Below are 16,233 nucleotides of genomic sequence, written 5' to 3'. Positions count from 1 at the left end.
TCATGGCTGACTTTCTCCTTGGTAAGCGCGCAGGACCTTATCGGCCAGCACTTCGATATACCGGGGGTCTGTATTAAGGGAAGGGGGCCGTTTGAGCTCGATGCCTAATTCACGGGCGACATTCTGGGCTTCTATGTCGATATCATACAAGATCTCCAGGTGGTCGGAGACAAAGCCGATGGGACAGATCATGACATGTTCAACATTTTCGTCTTGACGGAGCTGACGCAACACATCTAAGATGTCGGGCCCCAGCCAGGGCACGGGAGTTTGTCCGGCACTTTGCCAGGCGAATTGCCACTGGTTGGCAAGTCCTGTGTGAGCCATGATGGCCCTGGATGTTTCCAACAACTGCTCAACGTAGGGGTCGTTCATTTCCTTAATTTTTTCTGGCAAGCTGTGAGCAGTAAAGATGATCCGCACCCGGTTTTGCACATCAGGGGCAAACTGGGCAAGGGTATCCTGCACCCGTTCCGCCCATGCTTCAATTAACAAAGGATGGAGATGGTAATCTTTCACACACCGCATGGCGATGCCTGCTTTGTCTGCTTCAGCTTGGGCCCGTTTGATGTAGCTGCCTACGCTCATGATGGAATAATGGGGAGCCAGCACAATGCCGACGGCTTCTTTGATGCCGTCCCGGGCCATTTGTTGCACGCCTTCTTCTATGAGAGGGTGGGCATGTTTCAGCCCCTGATAACATCGAAATTGCACCCCTTCAGCTCCTTGCAGCTGGTCAAGCTTATCCTGCAATGCTTCCACTTGGGCATTGGTGTTTCTGCGCAGGGGAAACAAACCGCCAATTGCTTCGTAGCGGTCTTTTAATTCTTGCAACTGCTCCGCGGATGGAGGATTTCCATGGCGGATGTGCGTGTAGTACTCTTCCACCTGCTTCATATTTTCCGGGGTTCCGTAAGACATGACGAATACGCCGATTGTTTGTGAAGGCATTGACCATTCCTCGCTTTCTGAAACTCGTTTTTTTTTTAATGCGCCGGTTGTTGCAAGAGAGTCGCGGAATATTCATGGACAAACGCAGTCAATTGTTTCAGTTTATCAAGGGGAGCTTCCGGAAATAAACCGTGTCCCAGGTTAAAAATGTAGCCCGGTTGGCGGCCCACCTGATCAATGATCGTTTTGGCGTAACGTTCAATGACAGGCCAAGGGGCGGTTAACACCATGGGATCGAGATTGCCTTGCACAGCGAATGCTGGTCCAAGGCGTTTGCGGGCTTCGCTGATCTCCACCCGCCAGTCCACACTGATCACGTCGGCTTTGATGTGTCGCAAATAGGGCAGCAGCTCGCCCGAGGCTACACCGGGAAAATAGATTTTGGGGGCGTTTAAATCGGCTAAACGTTCAAAAATACCTTGGATGGCAGGCAGTACAAAAGCGCTGAAATCGGCAGGAGAGAGGGCGCCAACCCAGCTGTCAAACACTTGCACTGCATCCGCACCGGCTTTGATTTGCGCCCGCAGGTAGGTGCTGACCATGTGACCCAGCTTGTCCATCAGTTGCCGCCAAAGTTCCGGTTCGCTGTACATGAGCTGTTTGGTCCGGAGGTAATTTTTAGATGGGCGCCCTTCAATAATGTAGCTGGCAATGGTGAAGGGGGCACCGGCAAAACCGATCAACGGGACGGATAACTCCCGTTTCAGGATGCGGATCGTCTGCAGGACATGGCCCAGATCTTCTTCCACCTGAATGGGCTTGAGCCGCTCAATGTCCGCTTTGGTCCGTACGGGATTATGAATGACAGGGCCCACATTTTTGACAATGTCAAATTGAATGCCGATGGAAGCGACAGGGTTCATAATGTCCGAATATAAAATGGCGGCGTCTACACCCAGTTTGCGCACCGGCATCAGGGTCACTTCTGCGGCAAGCTCAGGCTGGGCACAAATTTCTAGGAGCGAGTACTTTTCTTTAATTTTCCTGTACTCGGGATCATAGCGTCCGGCCTGGCGCATATACCATACCGGCAGCTGACACACATGTTCCTTGCGGCAGGCCTTTAGGAACGTGTCATTAAAAGTGTTGGATTTTGTCATGTTTTTCCCTCTCTTTTCGTCTCACTAACTTTCATTATGACGATTTTTGTCAGCAGGATCAAGGTTGGCCCTATGTGCAGATTTGACAAATCATTGACACTGGCAAATAAGTCATCCACCATACATGATTTACGCTGTTTTTTCTCATAATAAGACAAATCTGCAAGTCAAGAGAAAGGGAGGATCGGAGATGAAAAAGAATGTGGGTACGTTTGATGCCATTATGCGTATCACCTTTGGCTTGACTGGTTTAGCTTGGGGAACTGCCCAAATGGTTCGTCATCCCAACCGGGGATTTCCCATGGTCGTCACAATGGCTTCAGCGATGAAAGTGGCCGAAGGTGTGACCCGTTATTGCCCGATGCTGGCCATGTTGAACATGACTTCCACACGCATGTTGACCCCGGACAGACCAAGGCAAGCACCCAGGGACTATGAAGCGTCTGACGCCGGATATTACAAAGGGAATTAAGGTTTTGTGCTATCGTCAAATTTACACGGAACCTGACGGATGAAAGCGGGACAGGGGGAGTGGTGATGAGTCCTAGAGACCACATGATTATGGAGCTGTCCAATGATTATGCCTTTGTGATCTTGACCATTGTGGGCGTGATTGGTGTACTGTTGTATGTTTATCGCAGGCGGAAGAAAGACCGGGAACAAGCTGGCGATTAAATGTAAGGGGTGCCATAGGCTGAACAGTGTTGATGATTACACCCTTAAATCTAAGGTTTTGACACAAGCGGCAAAGGGTAAAAGAGTTCCTGCCGCTTTTTTCTTGCTTTCAGTTGCTGTCTGTCAGCAGTGATAGAGAAAGAATTTTATTTAGGGACACGAAATGGTATGATAATGATGAACAGCATTTTAAATGGGGAGGAGAAGGAAAGATGCGTAAACGGCCCCTTGAGGCTGAAGATTTGTTTAAATTAAAACTGGTGGGGGATCCCCAAGTGTCTCCCGGCGGTGACAAAGTGGCTTATGTCTTAACCCAAATGGACCTTGAGAAAGACGGCTATACGTCTTCAGTGTATGTAAGCGACTGGCGTGATGCAGGGAAACAGTGGACCCATTACCATAGCGGGGAACGTTTAGTGCAGGACAAACATCCCCGGTGGTCACCTGACGGGAAGCTGCTTGCGTTTCTGTCCAACCGGACAGGAAAAGAGCAGGTGTGGATCATGCCTGTTTCGGGAGGAGAAGCCCAGCCCCTGACCAATGTCCCGCAAGGTGTGCGTCAATTTGTCTGGTCTCCTGATGGGAAGAAGATGGCCCTCTCGATTCGCGGGGATATTAACACGGACCAGGAGGAAACAACAAAAAGCGATGTGAAACAGGTGGCCCGGCTAAGATATAAAGCAGACGGTACCGGCCTTTTTGACGACAAGCGGCTGCATATCTACATCTTTGATTTACAGACGCGCCACTATGAGCGGATTACAGATGAGCGCTTTGATTTTATGGAGCCGGTCTTTTCACCGGACGGAATGAAACTGGCCTATATCGGGTCTAAAGCAGAAGATCAGGAATGGAATTATCTTCCTGCTATTTGGCTGTACGATTTGAAGACGGGTGAAGAACAGTGTTTATATCAAGGCCAGGGCCGGATTCAAGGGTTGTCTTACTCTCCTGACGGGCGCTGGATCGCATTTGTTGGGCATGACAAAGGGGAGATCAGTTCAGCTAATCTGAATGTGTGGGTGGTATCCACGCAAACGGGTGAAGCCCGTAATGTGTCCGAACATTTGGATTATACGGCCGAAGATGTTATTGGCGTAGACGCCAAATATGATACCGGGCGCCTGAGACCGCTGTGGGATTCCACCTCGACCAACCTTTATTTTGTCGCTACAGTCAGAGGAGATGTGCGCTTGTTTAAGACCAACCTGAGCGGCGAGGTGTCAGGACCGCACAGTCCTGCTGGGCATACCATTACCTCCTTTGATTTGATCGATGATGATCACGCAGTCTTCATTCAAGCCCATCCCCATTCACCGGGGGATGTGGTCGTTCAATCTTTAGATAAGATAGAAGATCAAAAACAGCTTACCGATTGGAACGGGGCCTTGTTAAGGGACGAGATCGCCCTCAGCACACCGGAAAAAATTGAATATACAAGCGTGGATGGGTGGAAGATTGAAGGGTGGATTTTAAAGCCTTATGGGTTTGACCCGAATAAGAAATATCCGCTCATTCTGCAGATACACGGGGGACCTCATACCGCCTATGGCAACGGGTTTCATCATGAAATGCAGTGGATGGCGGCGAGAGGGTATGTGGTGCTGTATACCAATCCGCGCGGCAGCCACGGTTACGGCCAACGATTCGTTGAAGCTTGTGTGGGGGATTGGGCCGGTAAAGATTATGAAGACATCATGGCCGGGGTCGACTATGTGTTGAAGTGCTATGATTTCGTTGATGAGGCCCAATTGTTTGTGACAGGGGGCAGTTACGGTGGGTATATGACCAACATGATTGTGACCAAAACCAACCGGTTTAAAGCAGCCGTGACCCAGCGCTGTCTCTCCAACTTGTACAGCTTCTATGGCACCAGCGACATCGGATTTTATTTTGGCAAGTGGCAGTTAGGAGGGGCAGATTTATGGGAAGATGAGGATAAAATCATGGCTTTCTCGCCTATACGCTACGCCCGCAATGTGAAAACGCCCGTTTTGATCATGCATAGTGAGCAAGATCTCCGTTGTCCGATGGAACAGGCCGAACAGTGGTATGTGGCTCTGCGCCGGCTTGGCGTCAAAACCAAACTGATCCGCTTCCCTGATGAAAATCATGATTTGTCCCGTTCAGGAAAGCCCAAGCACCGGCTGGAACGGTTACACCATATTTTAAACTGGTTTGAAGAGCACAGGGAAAGGGGAAAAAGCAATTAAAAGGGGAGATTCCATATTGGAGCGGATAATGCTTGTTAGACACAACGGAGCTTTATCACGAGAACGCTGGTGTTGTTATTGGCACACCAGCGTTCCCTTGATTGTTGATTACGGATGTAATTCTATAATCTGCCCCGGTTCTTGAGGGAGTGTTAATTGGTAAAGTGCGGCCTTTAATATACGTGTTTGCTCCTCAACATGATGAGGCGCTCCAAGCGGTGTTTTCCCTTGTATTCAATACGACAGCATCAGGGGTGAAAAAGTTTAACATCGTTAAAAAGCTTGGGAGTGCTTTGGACATTTTTTTTAACCGAAAGATATAGCCCAGCTTAGAGCTTAGGGGTTTTTTGTTAATGGCTATAAAGCGAATACTGCTTCTTGATAATTTTTAAATTTTTCTGTTGATAGAAAAATGATTTTGTCTTATAGTATAAGTAGGCATCATTATTAAGCGTTTACATTCCACATCTTGTTTAGGAATGTTTTTTCAGCACCTGTAATGAATGAGTATTCATTCAACTTACTAGGCATATCCTTTCAAAAGGTACATAGTGCCAGTAAACACTTTCTTGGTACAGTCTGAAGCCATCAGACACCATTACTTTTCAGGGAGGGGAATCCACAATGGCTTATCGCATCAACAAAGCGGCCGTCATTGGGTCCGGTGTGATGGGTGCCGGCATCGCTGCCCATCTGGCTAATGTAGGTATACCGGTGTACATGTTTGATATTGTGCCGCAATCATTGACAGAAGAAGAGCAGCAAAAGGGGTTAACACTGGAGGACAGAGCGGTGCGCAACCGGATTGCCGAAGAGAACCGGCAAAAGCTGTTGAAACAAAAACCGTCACCCCTGTTTGATAAAAGGCGGATTGACTTGATTACCGCCTGCAATCTGGAGGATGACCTGGACAAACTGAAAGAAGTGGACTGGATTGTGGAAGTGGTGGTGGAGCGCTTGGATGTCAAGCGAGATGTTCTGGCCAAAATAGAGCCTTACCGCAAAGAAAATGCGATTGTCTCCACCAACACGTCCGGCATTTCAGTGGAAGCGATGAGCGAGGGGCGCTCTGAGGAATTCCGCAGGCATTTTCTGGGCACTCACTTTTTCAACCCGCCCCGTTATCTGAAGCTGTTGGAAGTGATTCCGACCGCCAAAACGGATCCTGAAGTTGTCCAATTTATGAAAGATTTTGGTGAAAAAGTGCTGGGCAAAGGGGTAGTGCTGGCCAAAGATACGCCCAATTTTATCGCTAACCGCATCGGCTGCTACGGCTTGATGGTGACCGTGGAAGAGATGATGAAAGGCGGTTACAGTGTGGGCGAAGTGGACTCTGTCACGGGTCCAGTCATCGGGCGCCCCAAAAGTGCCACCTTCCGCACCTTAGATGTGGTTGGTCTGGATACCTTTGCCCATGTGGCCCATAACGTGCGGGAAAATGTGAGTGACCCGGCCGAGCAAGAGGTTTTCAGGCTGCCGGATTTTATGGCGCAAATGGTGGATAAAGGCTGGATTGGTGCGAAAGCAGGGCAAGGCTTTTTCAAAAAAGTAAAGGGGGACAAAGGCAGCGAAATCCTGGAGTTGGATTACAACACCATGGAATATGTGCCCCGTAAGAAGTTAAACGCCCCTTCAGTGCAACAAAGCAAAAGCAAAAAAGATCTGGCCGAAAAGCTTAGAACGATTGTCTATGCCAAGGACCGGGCCGGTGAGTTGGTCTGGAACATTATGAAACGGGTGCTGCTCTATTCGGCCGATAAACTGGGCGAGATTGCCGATGATATTGTCAGCATTGACCGGGCCATGAAATGGGGTTTCGGCTGGGAAATGGGCCCGTTTGAAACATGGGATGCCATCGGTCTGGAAAAATCGGTAGCCCGCATGGAACAGGAAGGAGAAAAGGTGCCCGGATGGATCAAAACAATGCTGGCCAAGGGGCAAACCTCATTCTACAACCGCGAACAGGGTAAAACATTCTATATCAGCCATGGTGAGTATAAGCTGGTGGAAGAGCGGCCGGAAGAGATCTCCCTGGCTTCCTTAAAAGAACAAGGCAAAGTCATTAAGAAAAATGCCGGAGCCAGCTTGATTGATATCGGTGATGGCGTCGCTTTGTTAGAGTTCCATTCCCCGAACAATGCCATTGGGGCTGACATTATCCACATGCTTCACTTCAGCCTGGAGGAAGTGGCCAGAAACTATGAAGGACTGGTCATTGGCAACCAGGGCAAAAACTTCTGTGTGGGCGCCAACTTGATGCTCTTGCTCATGGAAGCCCAGGAAATGAACTGGCCGGAAATTGATTTCATGGTGCGCCAGTTCCAGCAAGCGACCACAGCGATCCGTTACAGTGAAAAACCGGTGGTCGTCGCTCCGTTTGCCATGACGCTCGGTGGCGGAACTGAGTTCTGTCTGCCTGCAGCCCGCATTCAGGCAGCCGCCGAAACCTATATGGGTCTGGTTGAAGTGGGCGTGGGCCTGATACCCGGGGGCGGAGGCAATAAAGAGATGCTGTACCGCCTGTATGACAGTGTGCCGGACAAGGCCGATGTGGATCTGCAGCAGCTGGTCAACCTTGCTTTTGAAACCATTGCCATGGCCAAAGTGTCGACCAGTGCCGAAGAAGCTCGCCAGTATCAGTTTATCCGGCCCCAAGACGGGATCAGCATCAATCAAAGTTTCTTGATCTACGAGGCCAAGCAGAAAGTGCTGGAGCTGGCCCGGGCAGGTTATCGTCCGCCCCAGCCCAAAAAGATTCCGGTTGTTGGACGGGAAGGAAAAGCGGTGTTGATGTTGGGAGCCTATACCTTCAAGAAAGGCGGCCAGATCAGCGACCATGACTATAAAATTGCCGAGAAACTGGCCCACGTCTTAAGCGGAGGCGATCTGCCGCAAGGAACCCTGGTGGATGAACAGTATTTGCTGGATATTGAGCGGGAAGCATTCTTAAGCTTGTGCGGTGAGCCAAAGACACAACAGCGCATGCACTATATGCTGACCAAAGGCAAGCCGCTCAGAAACTAAGCGTCGGCAAACAGCCAAAGCCATCAATCTATCAAACAAGGAGGAGAGTGCCGTGAGAGAAGCCGTGATTGTGGCGGGGGCCCGCACGCCGGTCGGCAAAGCGAAGAAGGGATCGTTGAAGCAGGTCCGGCCGGAAGATATGGGCGCTCTGGTTGTCAAGGAAGCGATCAAACGGGCAGGAGATTTTGATCCGGCCTTAATCGAAGACATCATAATTGGTTGTGCTTTCCCTGAAGGGGAGCAGGGCATGAATCTGGCCCGCATCATTGCCTTGCGTGCCGGACTGCCCACCACCACGCCGGGTATCACCATTAACCGTTTTTGTTCCTCAGGTTTGCAGGCGATCGCTTTTGCGGCGGAAAAAATCATGCTGGGCCATGCTGACGTCATGATTGCCGGCGGGGTGGAAAGCATGACCCGCGTCCCTATGGGCGGCCATAAAGTGGCCCCCAATCCCTGGCTGATGGAGAACATGCCTGAAGCCTACATGAGCATGGGACATACCGCTGAAGAGGTGGCCCGCCGCTTTAAGGTCAGCCGTGAAGAACAGGATGCTTTCGCGGTCCGCAGCCACCAGCGGGCAGCAGCAGCGATCAAGGAAGGGCGCTTCAAGGAGGAAATTGTTCCCGTGCCTGTCACCGAGCGTTATCTGGATGAAAACGGCAAGGTGCAGGAGAAGAGCTTCATTTTTGACACCGATGAAGGGGTGCGTCCCAACACCACCATGGAGATTTTGGCCACGCTGAAACCGGTGTTCCATTCCCAGGGCACGGTAACCGCCGGCAATGCCTCCCAAACCAGTGACGGGGCAGCGGCAGTGGTCGTGATGAGCCGCGAAAAGGCTCAGGAGCTGGGGCTTCAACCGCTCATCGCCTTTAAAGCTTTTGCTGTTGGCGGCGTTGATCCGGACATTATGGGGATTGGCCCGGTGGAAGCGGTGCCGAAAGCCCTCAAGCTGGCTGGCATCACCCTGGATGATGTGGGGTTGGTGGAACTGAATGAAGCTTTTGCTTCCCAGTCCATTCAGGTTATTCGCCATCTGGGGCTGGATGAAGAGAAAGTGAATGTGAACGGAGGGGCGATCGCCCTGGGCCATCCGCTGGGCTGCACAGGGGCCAAACTGACCCTTTCCTTGGCCTATGAAATGAGACGGCGCGGCGAGCGATTTGGCGTTGTAACCATGTGTATCGGCGGCGGTATGGGCGCAGCCGGCGTCTTTGAATTATGTGAATAAAATTTGAGGAGAAATAAGGAGGAAACCAATATGAGCGATGTGAAATCCTTTGTCCGTGGCGGCGGCTTTCTCATCGAGGATGTCACGCCGGAGCAAGTGTTGACCCCGGAAGAATTTACTGAAGAGCACCGCATGATTGCCAAAACAACGGAAGAATTTGTGCTGAACGAAGTCAGACCGGTTCTGGAGGAAATAGAGAACCACAACTTTGAACACACGGTGCGCCTGTTGAGAAAGGCCGGAGAGCTGGGGCTCTTGGGTGCTGATATCCCGGAGAAATATGGCGGATTGGGCTTGGACAAAATCAGCTCCTCACTTATTACTGAATATTTGTCCCCGGGAAGGTCCTTTGCCCTCAGTTTCGGGGCCCACGTGGGCATCGGCACTTTGCCCATCGTTTTCTTCGGCAATGAGGAACAGAAGAAGAAGTATTTGCCGGCCCTGGCCACAGGCGAAAAAATTGCCGCTTACGCCCTGACCGAGCCCTCTTCCGGCTCCGATGCTTTGGGAGCAAAAACAGTGGCTAAATTAAGCGATTGCGGTAAATACTACATTTTGACCGGTGAGAAGCAATGGATCACCAACTCTGGATTCGCCGATGTCTTTATCGTCTATGCCAAAGTGGACGGGGAGAAATTTACGGCCTTTATCGTTGAGCGTGACTATGAGGGTGTCTCTACCGGTCCCGAAGAGAAGAAGATGGGTATTAAAGGGTCATCCACACGCACCTTGATCCTGGATGAAGCTAAAGTGCCCGTTGAAAACGTGCTGGGTGAGATCGGCAAAGGGCACGTGATCGCCTTTAACATTTTGAACATTGGACGCTACAAGCTGGCTGTGGGCTGCGTCGGCTCCACCAAGCACTTGCTGGAAATTTCGGTTAAATACGCGAAAGAGCGCAAGCAATTTAAACAGCCGATTGCCAATTTCAACCTGATTAAAAACAAATTGGCCAACATGGCCATCCGCACGTTTGTCAACGAAAGCATGGTGTACCGTACCACTGGCTTATTTGAGGAGAAACTGGGTCGCTTGAGTGAAGAAGAAATGGAAAACGGTCTGGAAGTGGCCAAATCCATTGCCGAATACGCCATTGAATGCTCCATTAACAAAGTATACGGCTCGGAAGCCCTCGACTATGTGGTGGATGAAGCAGTGCAGATCCACGGCGGTTACGGCTATATGAGCGAGTACGAGGTGGAGAATGCCTACCGTGATTCCCGTATTAATCGTATCTTTGAGGGCACCAATGAAATTAACCGTTTGCTCATTCCGGCCACGCTGATGCGCAAAGTGATGAAAGGGGAGCTGGATCTTTTGTCCAAAGCCAGCGGCCTGCAGGAAGAGCTGATGATGTTGATGCCCCAGGAGCCGGATGAAAATGAACTGCTGGCTAAAGAAAAACAGCATCTGGAGATGGCCAAAAAACTGTTCCTGATGGTAGCCGGCACCGGCGTGCAAAAGTATCAGCAAGAGCTGGAAAAAGAGCAGGAACTGTTGGCCCACATCGCTGACATGGTCATTGAAATTTACGCCATGGAAAGTGCCATCCTGAGAACGGAAAAAGCCGTGCTTAAAAATGGCGAAGCTAAGGAACAACAAAAACTGGATTATACCCGCGTCTATGTCCAGGAAGCCCTGCAGCGCCTGGAAGGGATCGCCAGGGAGAGTCTGGCTGCCATGGAAGAAGGGGACACCCTGCGTACCATGCTGGCCATTGTGAAAAAACTGACCCGACACAATCCGATCAATACCATTGAAATCAAACGGCGTATTGCCAACCGTATTATTGAAGCCGAAAAATATGTGGTTTAAGCAATAGGGCTGTTTAAGCTTATGTGTGCGACATTAATCTCCTCTTTTGTCTAACGGCCGGAACAGAGTGTCCGGTCGTTTTTTTAGTATGGTTCTTAAAAAAGCATGGCAGAGAGAACCTTTTAGTGTGTATAAAATGGCAAGTATCTTTTTCAAGGGTAAGGATTAAATTAAGGGAACGGGGAGGTGAATTGAATGGCCAGAGATGTGTTTTGTGAAGTGAGCAACTGCAAATATTGGGAAAAAGGAAACAAATGTGCCGCAGACGCCATTTATATTGTCAGCCACACTGGCAACCAGGCTGCTGACCAAAAAGAAACCGATTGTAAAACCTTTGAGCCTGAGGTTTAAGCCGGGCTGAGATTACTTTTTAACACATGACGTCCAATCTTGCCGTTCATCCCCTGTTTAAACATCTTTAAGAGCGGGCCATCTCTTTGTTATGGCCCGCTTTTTTTATGAAACTGGTTCATATTGAAAAATAGGGCTTGTCAGAGGGGAACATTTTTTGTTTAATAGAAATTAAGAAAATTGCATACACCTGCTCTAAAACTGCCCGGATGAACATACCCGGGATATTCGTCATATTCACGACAACTGAATAGAGGATCGGCAGAGGTGCCCATGGGTTGTCCAATGGGCTTAAAAGGGAAGTCCGGTGAGAATCCGGCACGGTCCCGCCACTGTATTTGGGGAGAGACCCATCATGAAACCACTGGGTTATTCACCTGGGAAGGGAGATGGGGATCGATGAACCATAAGTCAGGAGACCTGCCTCTGCTGCACTGGTCAACTTCCTACGAGGATAGGAGAGTTGATGGGGAATAAGGCCTTGGCGCCTCTACAGGCGTTGTGGGGGTCCTATATGCGTGTGGGCTTCTATATGCGTATAGGCATACTTAGGCCAAGTGAGGAAAAACTTGACTCAGCGTTCCTTTTCAACGGCACCCTTTCCGCGTGGGAAGGGTGTCATTTTTATTTGCTTTTCGTCTTTATCCGTCAATGGGAGAGGAAGTTTTAAGCATGGAGGGAAGCGCGATGTCGGGCAAAATCATGGTTGTGGGATTCGGTCCGGGGGATGTCAAGCACATGACTTACCGGGCCAAGGAAGCTTTAGAAGAAAGCGACGTGATTGTCGGTTACAAAACGTATGTGGACTTGATCCGCCCGTTTCTCAATGGTCAGGAGATTATCAGTACAGGCATGACAGAGGAAGTGTCCCGGGCCCAGGCCGCTGTTAAAAAAGCGGAAGAAGGGAAGAAAGTGGCGGTGATCTCCAGCGGTGACGCCGGCTTGTACGGAATGGCCGGACTGGTGTATGAAGTGCTGATCGCCAAAGGATGGCGGGAAGAAACAGGCGTGCCGGTGGAAATCATTCCGGGAATTTCGGCCATTAATTCTTGCGCCTCCCTGTTGGGGGCCCCGGTGATGCACGATGCCTGCACGATCAGCCTCAGTGACCATTTGACCCCGTGGGAGTTGATCAAAAAGCGGATTGAAGCGGCGGCCATGGCCGATTTCGTCATCGCTTTGTACAATCCCAAAAGCGGACGGCGGACCCGCCAAATCGTGGAGGCCCAGCAGATTTTGCTGGCCCATCGTTCACCGGACACACCGGTGGGCTTGGTCAAAAGTGCCTATCGCCAGCGGCAACATGTGGTGCTGACCACCTTGAAGGAGATGCTGGAGTACGAGATTGGCATGCTGACCACGGTGATTATCGGCAATTCCACCACCTTTGTCTACGACGGAAAAATGATTACGCCGCGGGGCTACCAGCGCAAATACACGCTGGACCGGGAAAAACAGCTGCTTGCTCCCCATGAGCGGCTGCGCCCGGAAGCGGAACCGTGGGCGTTAAATGGGCCGGAAAAGCCAGCACAAGCAAAAGCGCCTGAAACAAAGTCAGCAGAAAAGAAAGCAGGTGAACAAGCACCAGAGAAAACGCCTTACCAGTGGGCGATGGAAGCGTGGCAAAGACTCGAGGCCCAACGGGAAGGGAGCGTCACTATTCCGGAAGGGAACGCCATTTTCAATCAGGGTGCCCTTAATGGGCAAATGGAGGAAATTTTTGAAGCAGCGGTCAGCCCTGGCCTGGCCAATAAACAATTTAAGCCTGAACAATTGCACAAGTTGGCTGAGGTGGTTGGTGACAAAGGGTCCATCCGCTACAGCCGCCACCACCAGCTGCTGGTGGAAATCCCCACCAGCGATCCGGAGCAGGTGGTGAACCAATTAAAAAATGTTGGTTTGTTGGTGGAACCTGTGGGTGATGTGGTGCAAATCAAAGCCTGTGACTTTTGCGACGGGGAAAAGTTTGACTCCATTCCCTATGTGGAAGAGCTGCACAAGCGTCTGGGAGGCCTGCCGGTCCCCAAAACCTTAAAAATCGGGTTTAACGGCTGCGGCATGGCCTGCTACGGAGCAGTGAACGATGACATCGGCATTGTTTACCGCAAAGGACGTTTCGACCTGTTTTTAGGCGGAAAGAACATCAGCCGCACAGCGCATCCGGGACAGCCTGTGGCGGAGGGCATCCCCCCTGAAGAGCTGGTTGACCTGATTGAGCGCATCGTCCGTTTCTATGCTGAAGAAGGACATCCCAATGAGCGGTTCCATAAGTTTTTCAAGCGTGTCAAAGAAATTGAGGGTTTTAAATATCAAGATATGCGGCCGCCAATCACGGTGGAGCCGGTGGCTTGCGGAGATTAAACAACATAAGGAGGGGAACCGGATGAACCGGTTGGAAGAAAGTCGCAAAGCGGTCCTGTTTGTGGGGCATGGCAGCAAAGATCCTGAAGGCAACCGGGAAGCGGCCGTGTTTGTGGACATGCTTAAGCCCCGTTTAGGGGAATATTTTGTTCACCTCTGTTATCTGGAGTTTGCCTCCCCTACCATTACGGAGGGCATTGAGCAATGTGTGGCGGACGGCGCGCAAGAAATTGCCGTAATCCCCATCATTTTGCTGCCTGCCGGTCATTCTAAGCTGCATATTCCCCATGAACTGGATGAAGCCCGCCGCAAATATCCTGAGGTCACCTTTCACTATGGGCGGCCGCTGGGCCAGCATCCGCACACGGTGGATATTTTGCTGTCCAGATTGGAGGAAAGTGGGTTCGGGTTAACAGAAGAGGAAGACAGCAAAACGGATCAAGAAACCGCGGTCCTTGTGGTGGGCCGGGGAAGTTCCGATCCAGATGCCAACAGTGAACTGTACAAGCTGGCCCGTCTGCTGTGGGAAAAGGTGAATGTGAAATGGGTAGAGACCGCGTTTATGGGCGTGACTGAGCCCTTGGTGGAGGAGGGCCTTGAGCGCTGCGTGCAGCTTGGCGCCAAACGGATAGTAGTGCTTCCCTATTTTCTCTTTACTGGTGTGCTCATCAAGCGCATGGTCCGGCTGGTTGAGCGTTTCAGCGCACAGCATCCTGATTGCCAGATTCGTATGGTCCCCTATTTTGGTTATCATGAGCAGTTACAGTCCATTGTACTGGACCGGGTTCAGGAAGCATTTGCAGGTCAGGCGCGGATGAACTGTGATCATTGTCAGTATCGTCTCTATGCCCTGGAACATATGGGTCATCATCATCACCACCATCATCATCACGAACAAGGTTGAAGCCGCGGCAGGTGACAGACACCACGGGGAGGAACTTGTTTGGGAAGGGAGAGATGGCGCTTGATTTTCATGCTGGCTGGCACGAGTGATGCACGGGAATTGGCCTTGGCTATCAAGGCGGCAGGGTACCGGGTCTTAACTTCGGTGGTGACCGGCAATGCCGCCAAAAGGCTGAGTGAAGCGGGGCTCGAGGTGCATGTTGGCCGTCTGACGGCAGAAGAGATGGTCAAAGTGATAAAAGGCCACGGCTGCCGGGTTGTGGTGGACGGCAGCCATCCCTATGCCGAGCAAGCCTCACAAAATGCTGTCCAGGCGGCGAGAAAAGCCAACATTCCCTATATACGTTATGAGCGGGAGCAGCAACACTTTGAGCATCCTCATATTATCTGGGTTGATAATTACAAACAAGCCGCTGAAGCAGCCGCTCAAAAAAAGGGGGTTATCATGCTCACCACCGGGAGCAAAACAGTGGATATCTTTGCCCGCCGGCTGCTGGGGATTCCTGAGGTAACGCTTGTGGTCCGTTTGCTGCCCCGCAAGGAAAATATGGAAAAGTGTGAACAGCTGGGCATCGAACAGCGGCACATCGTGGCCATGCAGGGGCCCTTTTCCAAAGCGTTAAACCTAGCCTTGTATGACCATTATGACGTCAATGTGATGGTCACCAAGGAAAGCGGCAAGGCGGGAGCGGTGGATGAAAAGGTGGAGGCTGCCCTTGAAAAAGGGATAGAGGTGATTATGATCAAACGCCCCAAAGTGGACTATGGAGTGTGCTATCACACCTACGGGGAAGTTTTGCAGCACCTGAAACAGTTAGATGTCCAGCCTGTTGAGGTATAAACGTTGATCAGTTGACGGCAAATGAATTTGTTCCCGTGCTTCGTATTTTGAGCTGGTAAAAACATATAGGAGGTTGGAGGAACGTGGAATTTTCAAGCGGCTTTAAACCGGTCACCATACAACCACAGGAAATTGAAAGTAAAAGTTTTGAGATCATCAGGGAAGAGTTTGGGGACCATGACTATTCAGAAGCCGAATTCGCCGTTGTACAGCGCATTGTCCATGCCTCAGCCGATTTTGAGCTGGGCAAAAGCCTCGTCTTTCATCCTCAGGCAGTGGAAGCCGGGGTGCGCGCCATCCGCCAGGGCCGGCCGGTGGTGGCCGATGTGCAGATGGTTCAAGTGGGGATTAATAAGCCCCGTTTGGAGAAATACGGCAGCAGCGTCCATGTCTATATTTCCGATCCCGATGTGGCTGAAGAAGCCAAACGGCATAATGTCACCCGGGCCATCATGGCCATGCGCAAAGCGGTGAAAGAAGCAGAAGGCGGCATCTTTGCCATCGGCAATGCGCCCACGGCGCTGTTGGAATTAATACGGCTGGTTAAGGCGGGAGAAGCCAAACCGGGACTCATTGTTGGCCTGCCTGTCGGGTTTGTGTCTGCAGCGGAGTCTAAAGCCGAGCTGGCCAAACTGGACATTCCCTACATCACCAATATTGGCCGCAAGGGTGGCAGCACGGTCACAGTGGCCGCTGTGAATGCCCTGTCCCTCTTGGCCGGACAGGTGGTTGAGTAACTTGGCCCCGGCAACCAAAGGACAAGAA

13 protein-coding genes and 1 riboswitch are annotated in these 16,233 nt (G+C 51.0%); of the genes, 11 read left to right on the top strand and 2 right to left on the bottom strand.

Translation table 11 applies throughout. The annotated features are described in order from the left end of the window. Together hemH and hemE are read right to left on the bottom strand one after the other, a co-directional pair. Entirely contained in the window at nt 1-951 is a 951-nt protein-coding gene (gene hemH / locus IEW48_RS07810; protein ID WP_188623306.1) for a ferrochelatase, read from the bottom strand. Between the two features lie 35 nt (nt 952-986). Then, nucleotides 987-2,051, bottom strand: a complete 1,065-nt coding sequence (gene hemE, locus IEW48_RS07805) for a uroporphyrinogen decarboxylase (RefSeq protein ID WP_188623305.1) — start codon at nt 2,049-2,051, stop codon at nt 987-989. A gap of 190 nt (nt 2,052-2,241) precedes the next feature. Here hemE and IEW48_RS07800 point away from each other — a divergent pair, with 190 nt between their 5' ends. The 11 genes from IEW48_RS07800 (at nt 2,242) to IEW48_RS07750 (ending at nt 16,205) form a co-directional block, all read left to right on the top strand. Then, a complete protein-coding gene (locus IEW48_RS07800) occupies nt 2,242-2,523 on the top strand; it encodes a YgaP family membrane protein (protein ID WP_007506482.1) in 282 nt (93 codons plus the stop codon). A gap of 65 nt (nt 2,524-2,588) precedes the next feature. After that, entirely contained in the window at nt 2,589-2,726 is a 138-nt protein-coding gene (locus tag IEW48_RS07795; protein ID WP_188623304.1) for an EYxxD motif small membrane protein, read from the top strand. Nucleotides 2,727-2,938: 212 nt separating this feature from the next. Next, nucleotides 2,939-4,939 (top strand): S9 family peptidase, encoded by a 2,001-nt coding sequence (locus tag IEW48_RS07790; protein ID WP_188623303.1) that lies wholly within the window; start codon nt 2,939-2,941, stop codon nt 4,937-4,939. Between the two features lie 624 nt (nt 4,940-5,563). Further along, nucleotides 5,564-7,963, top strand: a complete 2,400-nt coding sequence (locus IEW48_RS07785; protein ID WP_188623302.1) for a 3-hydroxyacyl-CoA dehydrogenase/enoyl-CoA hydratase family protein — start codon at nt 5,564-5,566, stop codon at nt 7,961-7,963. A gap of 52 nt (nt 7,964-8,015) precedes the next feature. Further along, complete coding sequence (locus tag IEW48_RS07780; protein ID WP_188623301.1) at nt 8,016-9,197, top strand: acetyl-CoA C-acetyltransferase; 1,182 nt, start codon at nt 8,016-8,018, stop codon at nt 9,195-9,197. 30 nt (nt 9,198-9,227) lie between these two features. Then, nucleotides 9,228-11,012 carry an acyl-CoA dehydrogenase FadE gene (locus IEW48_RS07775; RefSeq protein WP_188623300.1) on the top strand — a complete coding sequence of 595 codons (1,785 nt, stop codon included), beginning with the start codon at nt 9,228-9,230 and terminating at the stop codon, nt 11,010-11,012. Between the two features lie 195 nt (nt 11,013-11,207). Then, nucleotides 11,208-11,363, top strand: coding sequence for a DUF1540 domain-containing protein (locus IEW48_RS07770; protein ID WP_188623299.1), 156 nt, complete (start codon nt 11,208-11,210; stop codon nt 11,361-11,363). 248 nt (nt 11,364-11,611) lie between these two features. After that, nucleotides 11,612-11,805: riboswitch (cobalamin riboswitch) on the top strand. Nucleotides 11,806-12,050: 245 nt separating this feature from the next. Further along, nucleotides 12,051-13,724 (top strand): precorrin-3B C(17)-methyltransferase, encoded by a 1,674-nt coding sequence (gene cobJ, locus IEW48_RS07765; protein WP_188623298.1) that lies wholly within the window; start codon nt 12,051-12,053, stop codon nt 13,722-13,724. 22 nt (nt 13,725-13,746) lie between these two features. After that, nucleotides 13,747-14,628: a sirohydrochlorin chelatase gene (locus IEW48_RS07760; RefSeq protein ID WP_188623297.1), complete on the top strand. Its 882-nt coding sequence runs from the start codon at nt 13,747-13,749 to the stop codon at nt 14,626-14,628. 60 nt (nt 14,629-14,688) lie between these two features. Continuing rightward, the gene (cobK, locus tag IEW48_RS07755) at nt 14,689-15,468 is read left to right on the top strand and encodes a precorrin-6A reductase (protein WP_188623339.1); all 780 of its coding nucleotides are present in this window, start codon (nt 14,689-14,691) and stop codon (nt 15,466-15,468) included. An 83-nt stretch (nt 15,469-15,551) separates the two neighbouring features. After that, the gene (locus IEW48_RS07750; RefSeq protein WP_188623296.1) at nt 15,552-16,205 is read left to right on the top strand and encodes a precorrin-8X methylmutase; all 654 of its coding nucleotides are present in this window, start codon (nt 15,552-15,554) and stop codon (nt 16,203-16,205) included. The last annotated feature ends 28 nt before the right edge of the window (nt 16,206-16,233 follow it).

Origin of the sequence: Caldalkalibacillus thermarum, from assembly GCF_014644735.1 — a bacterium.
GTDB lineage: Bacteria > Bacillota > Bacilli > Caldalkalibacillales > Caldalkalibacillaceae > Caldalkalibacillus > Caldalkalibacillus thermarum.
This window is presented reverse-complemented; position numbering and strand designations above follow the sequence as displayed.

Bases quoted from the DNA above. Each gene is read 5' to 3' on its own strand.
- IEW48_RS07790 (WP_188623303.1), top strand. From the start codon at position 2,939: ATGCGTAAACGGCCCCTTGAGGCTGAAGATTTGTTTAAATTAAAACTG.
- IEW48_RS07775 (WP_188623300.1), top strand. From the start codon at position 9,228: ATGAGCGATGTGAAATCCTTTGTCCGTGGCGGCGGCTTTCTCATCGAG.
- IEW48_RS07760 (WP_188623297.1), top strand. From the start codon at position 13,747: ATGAACCGGTTGGAAGAAAGTCGCAAAGCGGTCCTGTTTGTGGGGCAT.
- cobJ (WP_188623298.1), top strand. From the start codon at position 12,051: ATGTCGGGCAAAATCATGGTTGTGGGATTCGGTCCGGGGGATGTCAAG.
- IEW48_RS07770 (WP_188623299.1), top strand. From the start codon at position 11,208: ATGGCCAGAGATGTGTTTTGTGAAGTGAGCAACTGCAAATATTGGGAA.
- IEW48_RS07795 (WP_188623304.1), top strand. From the start codon at position 2,589: ATGAGTCCTAGAGACCACATGATTATGGAGCTGTCCAATGATTATGCC.
- hemH (WP_188623306.1), bottom strand. From the start codon at position 951: ATGCCTTCACAAACAATCGGCGTATTCGTCATGTCTTACGGAACCCCG.
- hemE (WP_188623305.1), bottom strand. From the start codon at position 2,051: ATGACAAAATCCAACACTTTTAATGACACGTTCCTAAAGGCCTGCCGC.
- IEW48_RS07800 (WP_007506482.1), top strand. From the start codon at position 2,242: ATGAAAAAGAATGTGGGTACGTTTGATGCCATTATGCGTATCACCTTT.
- IEW48_RS07785 (WP_188623302.1), top strand. From the start codon at position 5,564: ATGGCTTATCGCATCAACAAAGCGGCCGTCATTGGGTCCGGTGTGATG.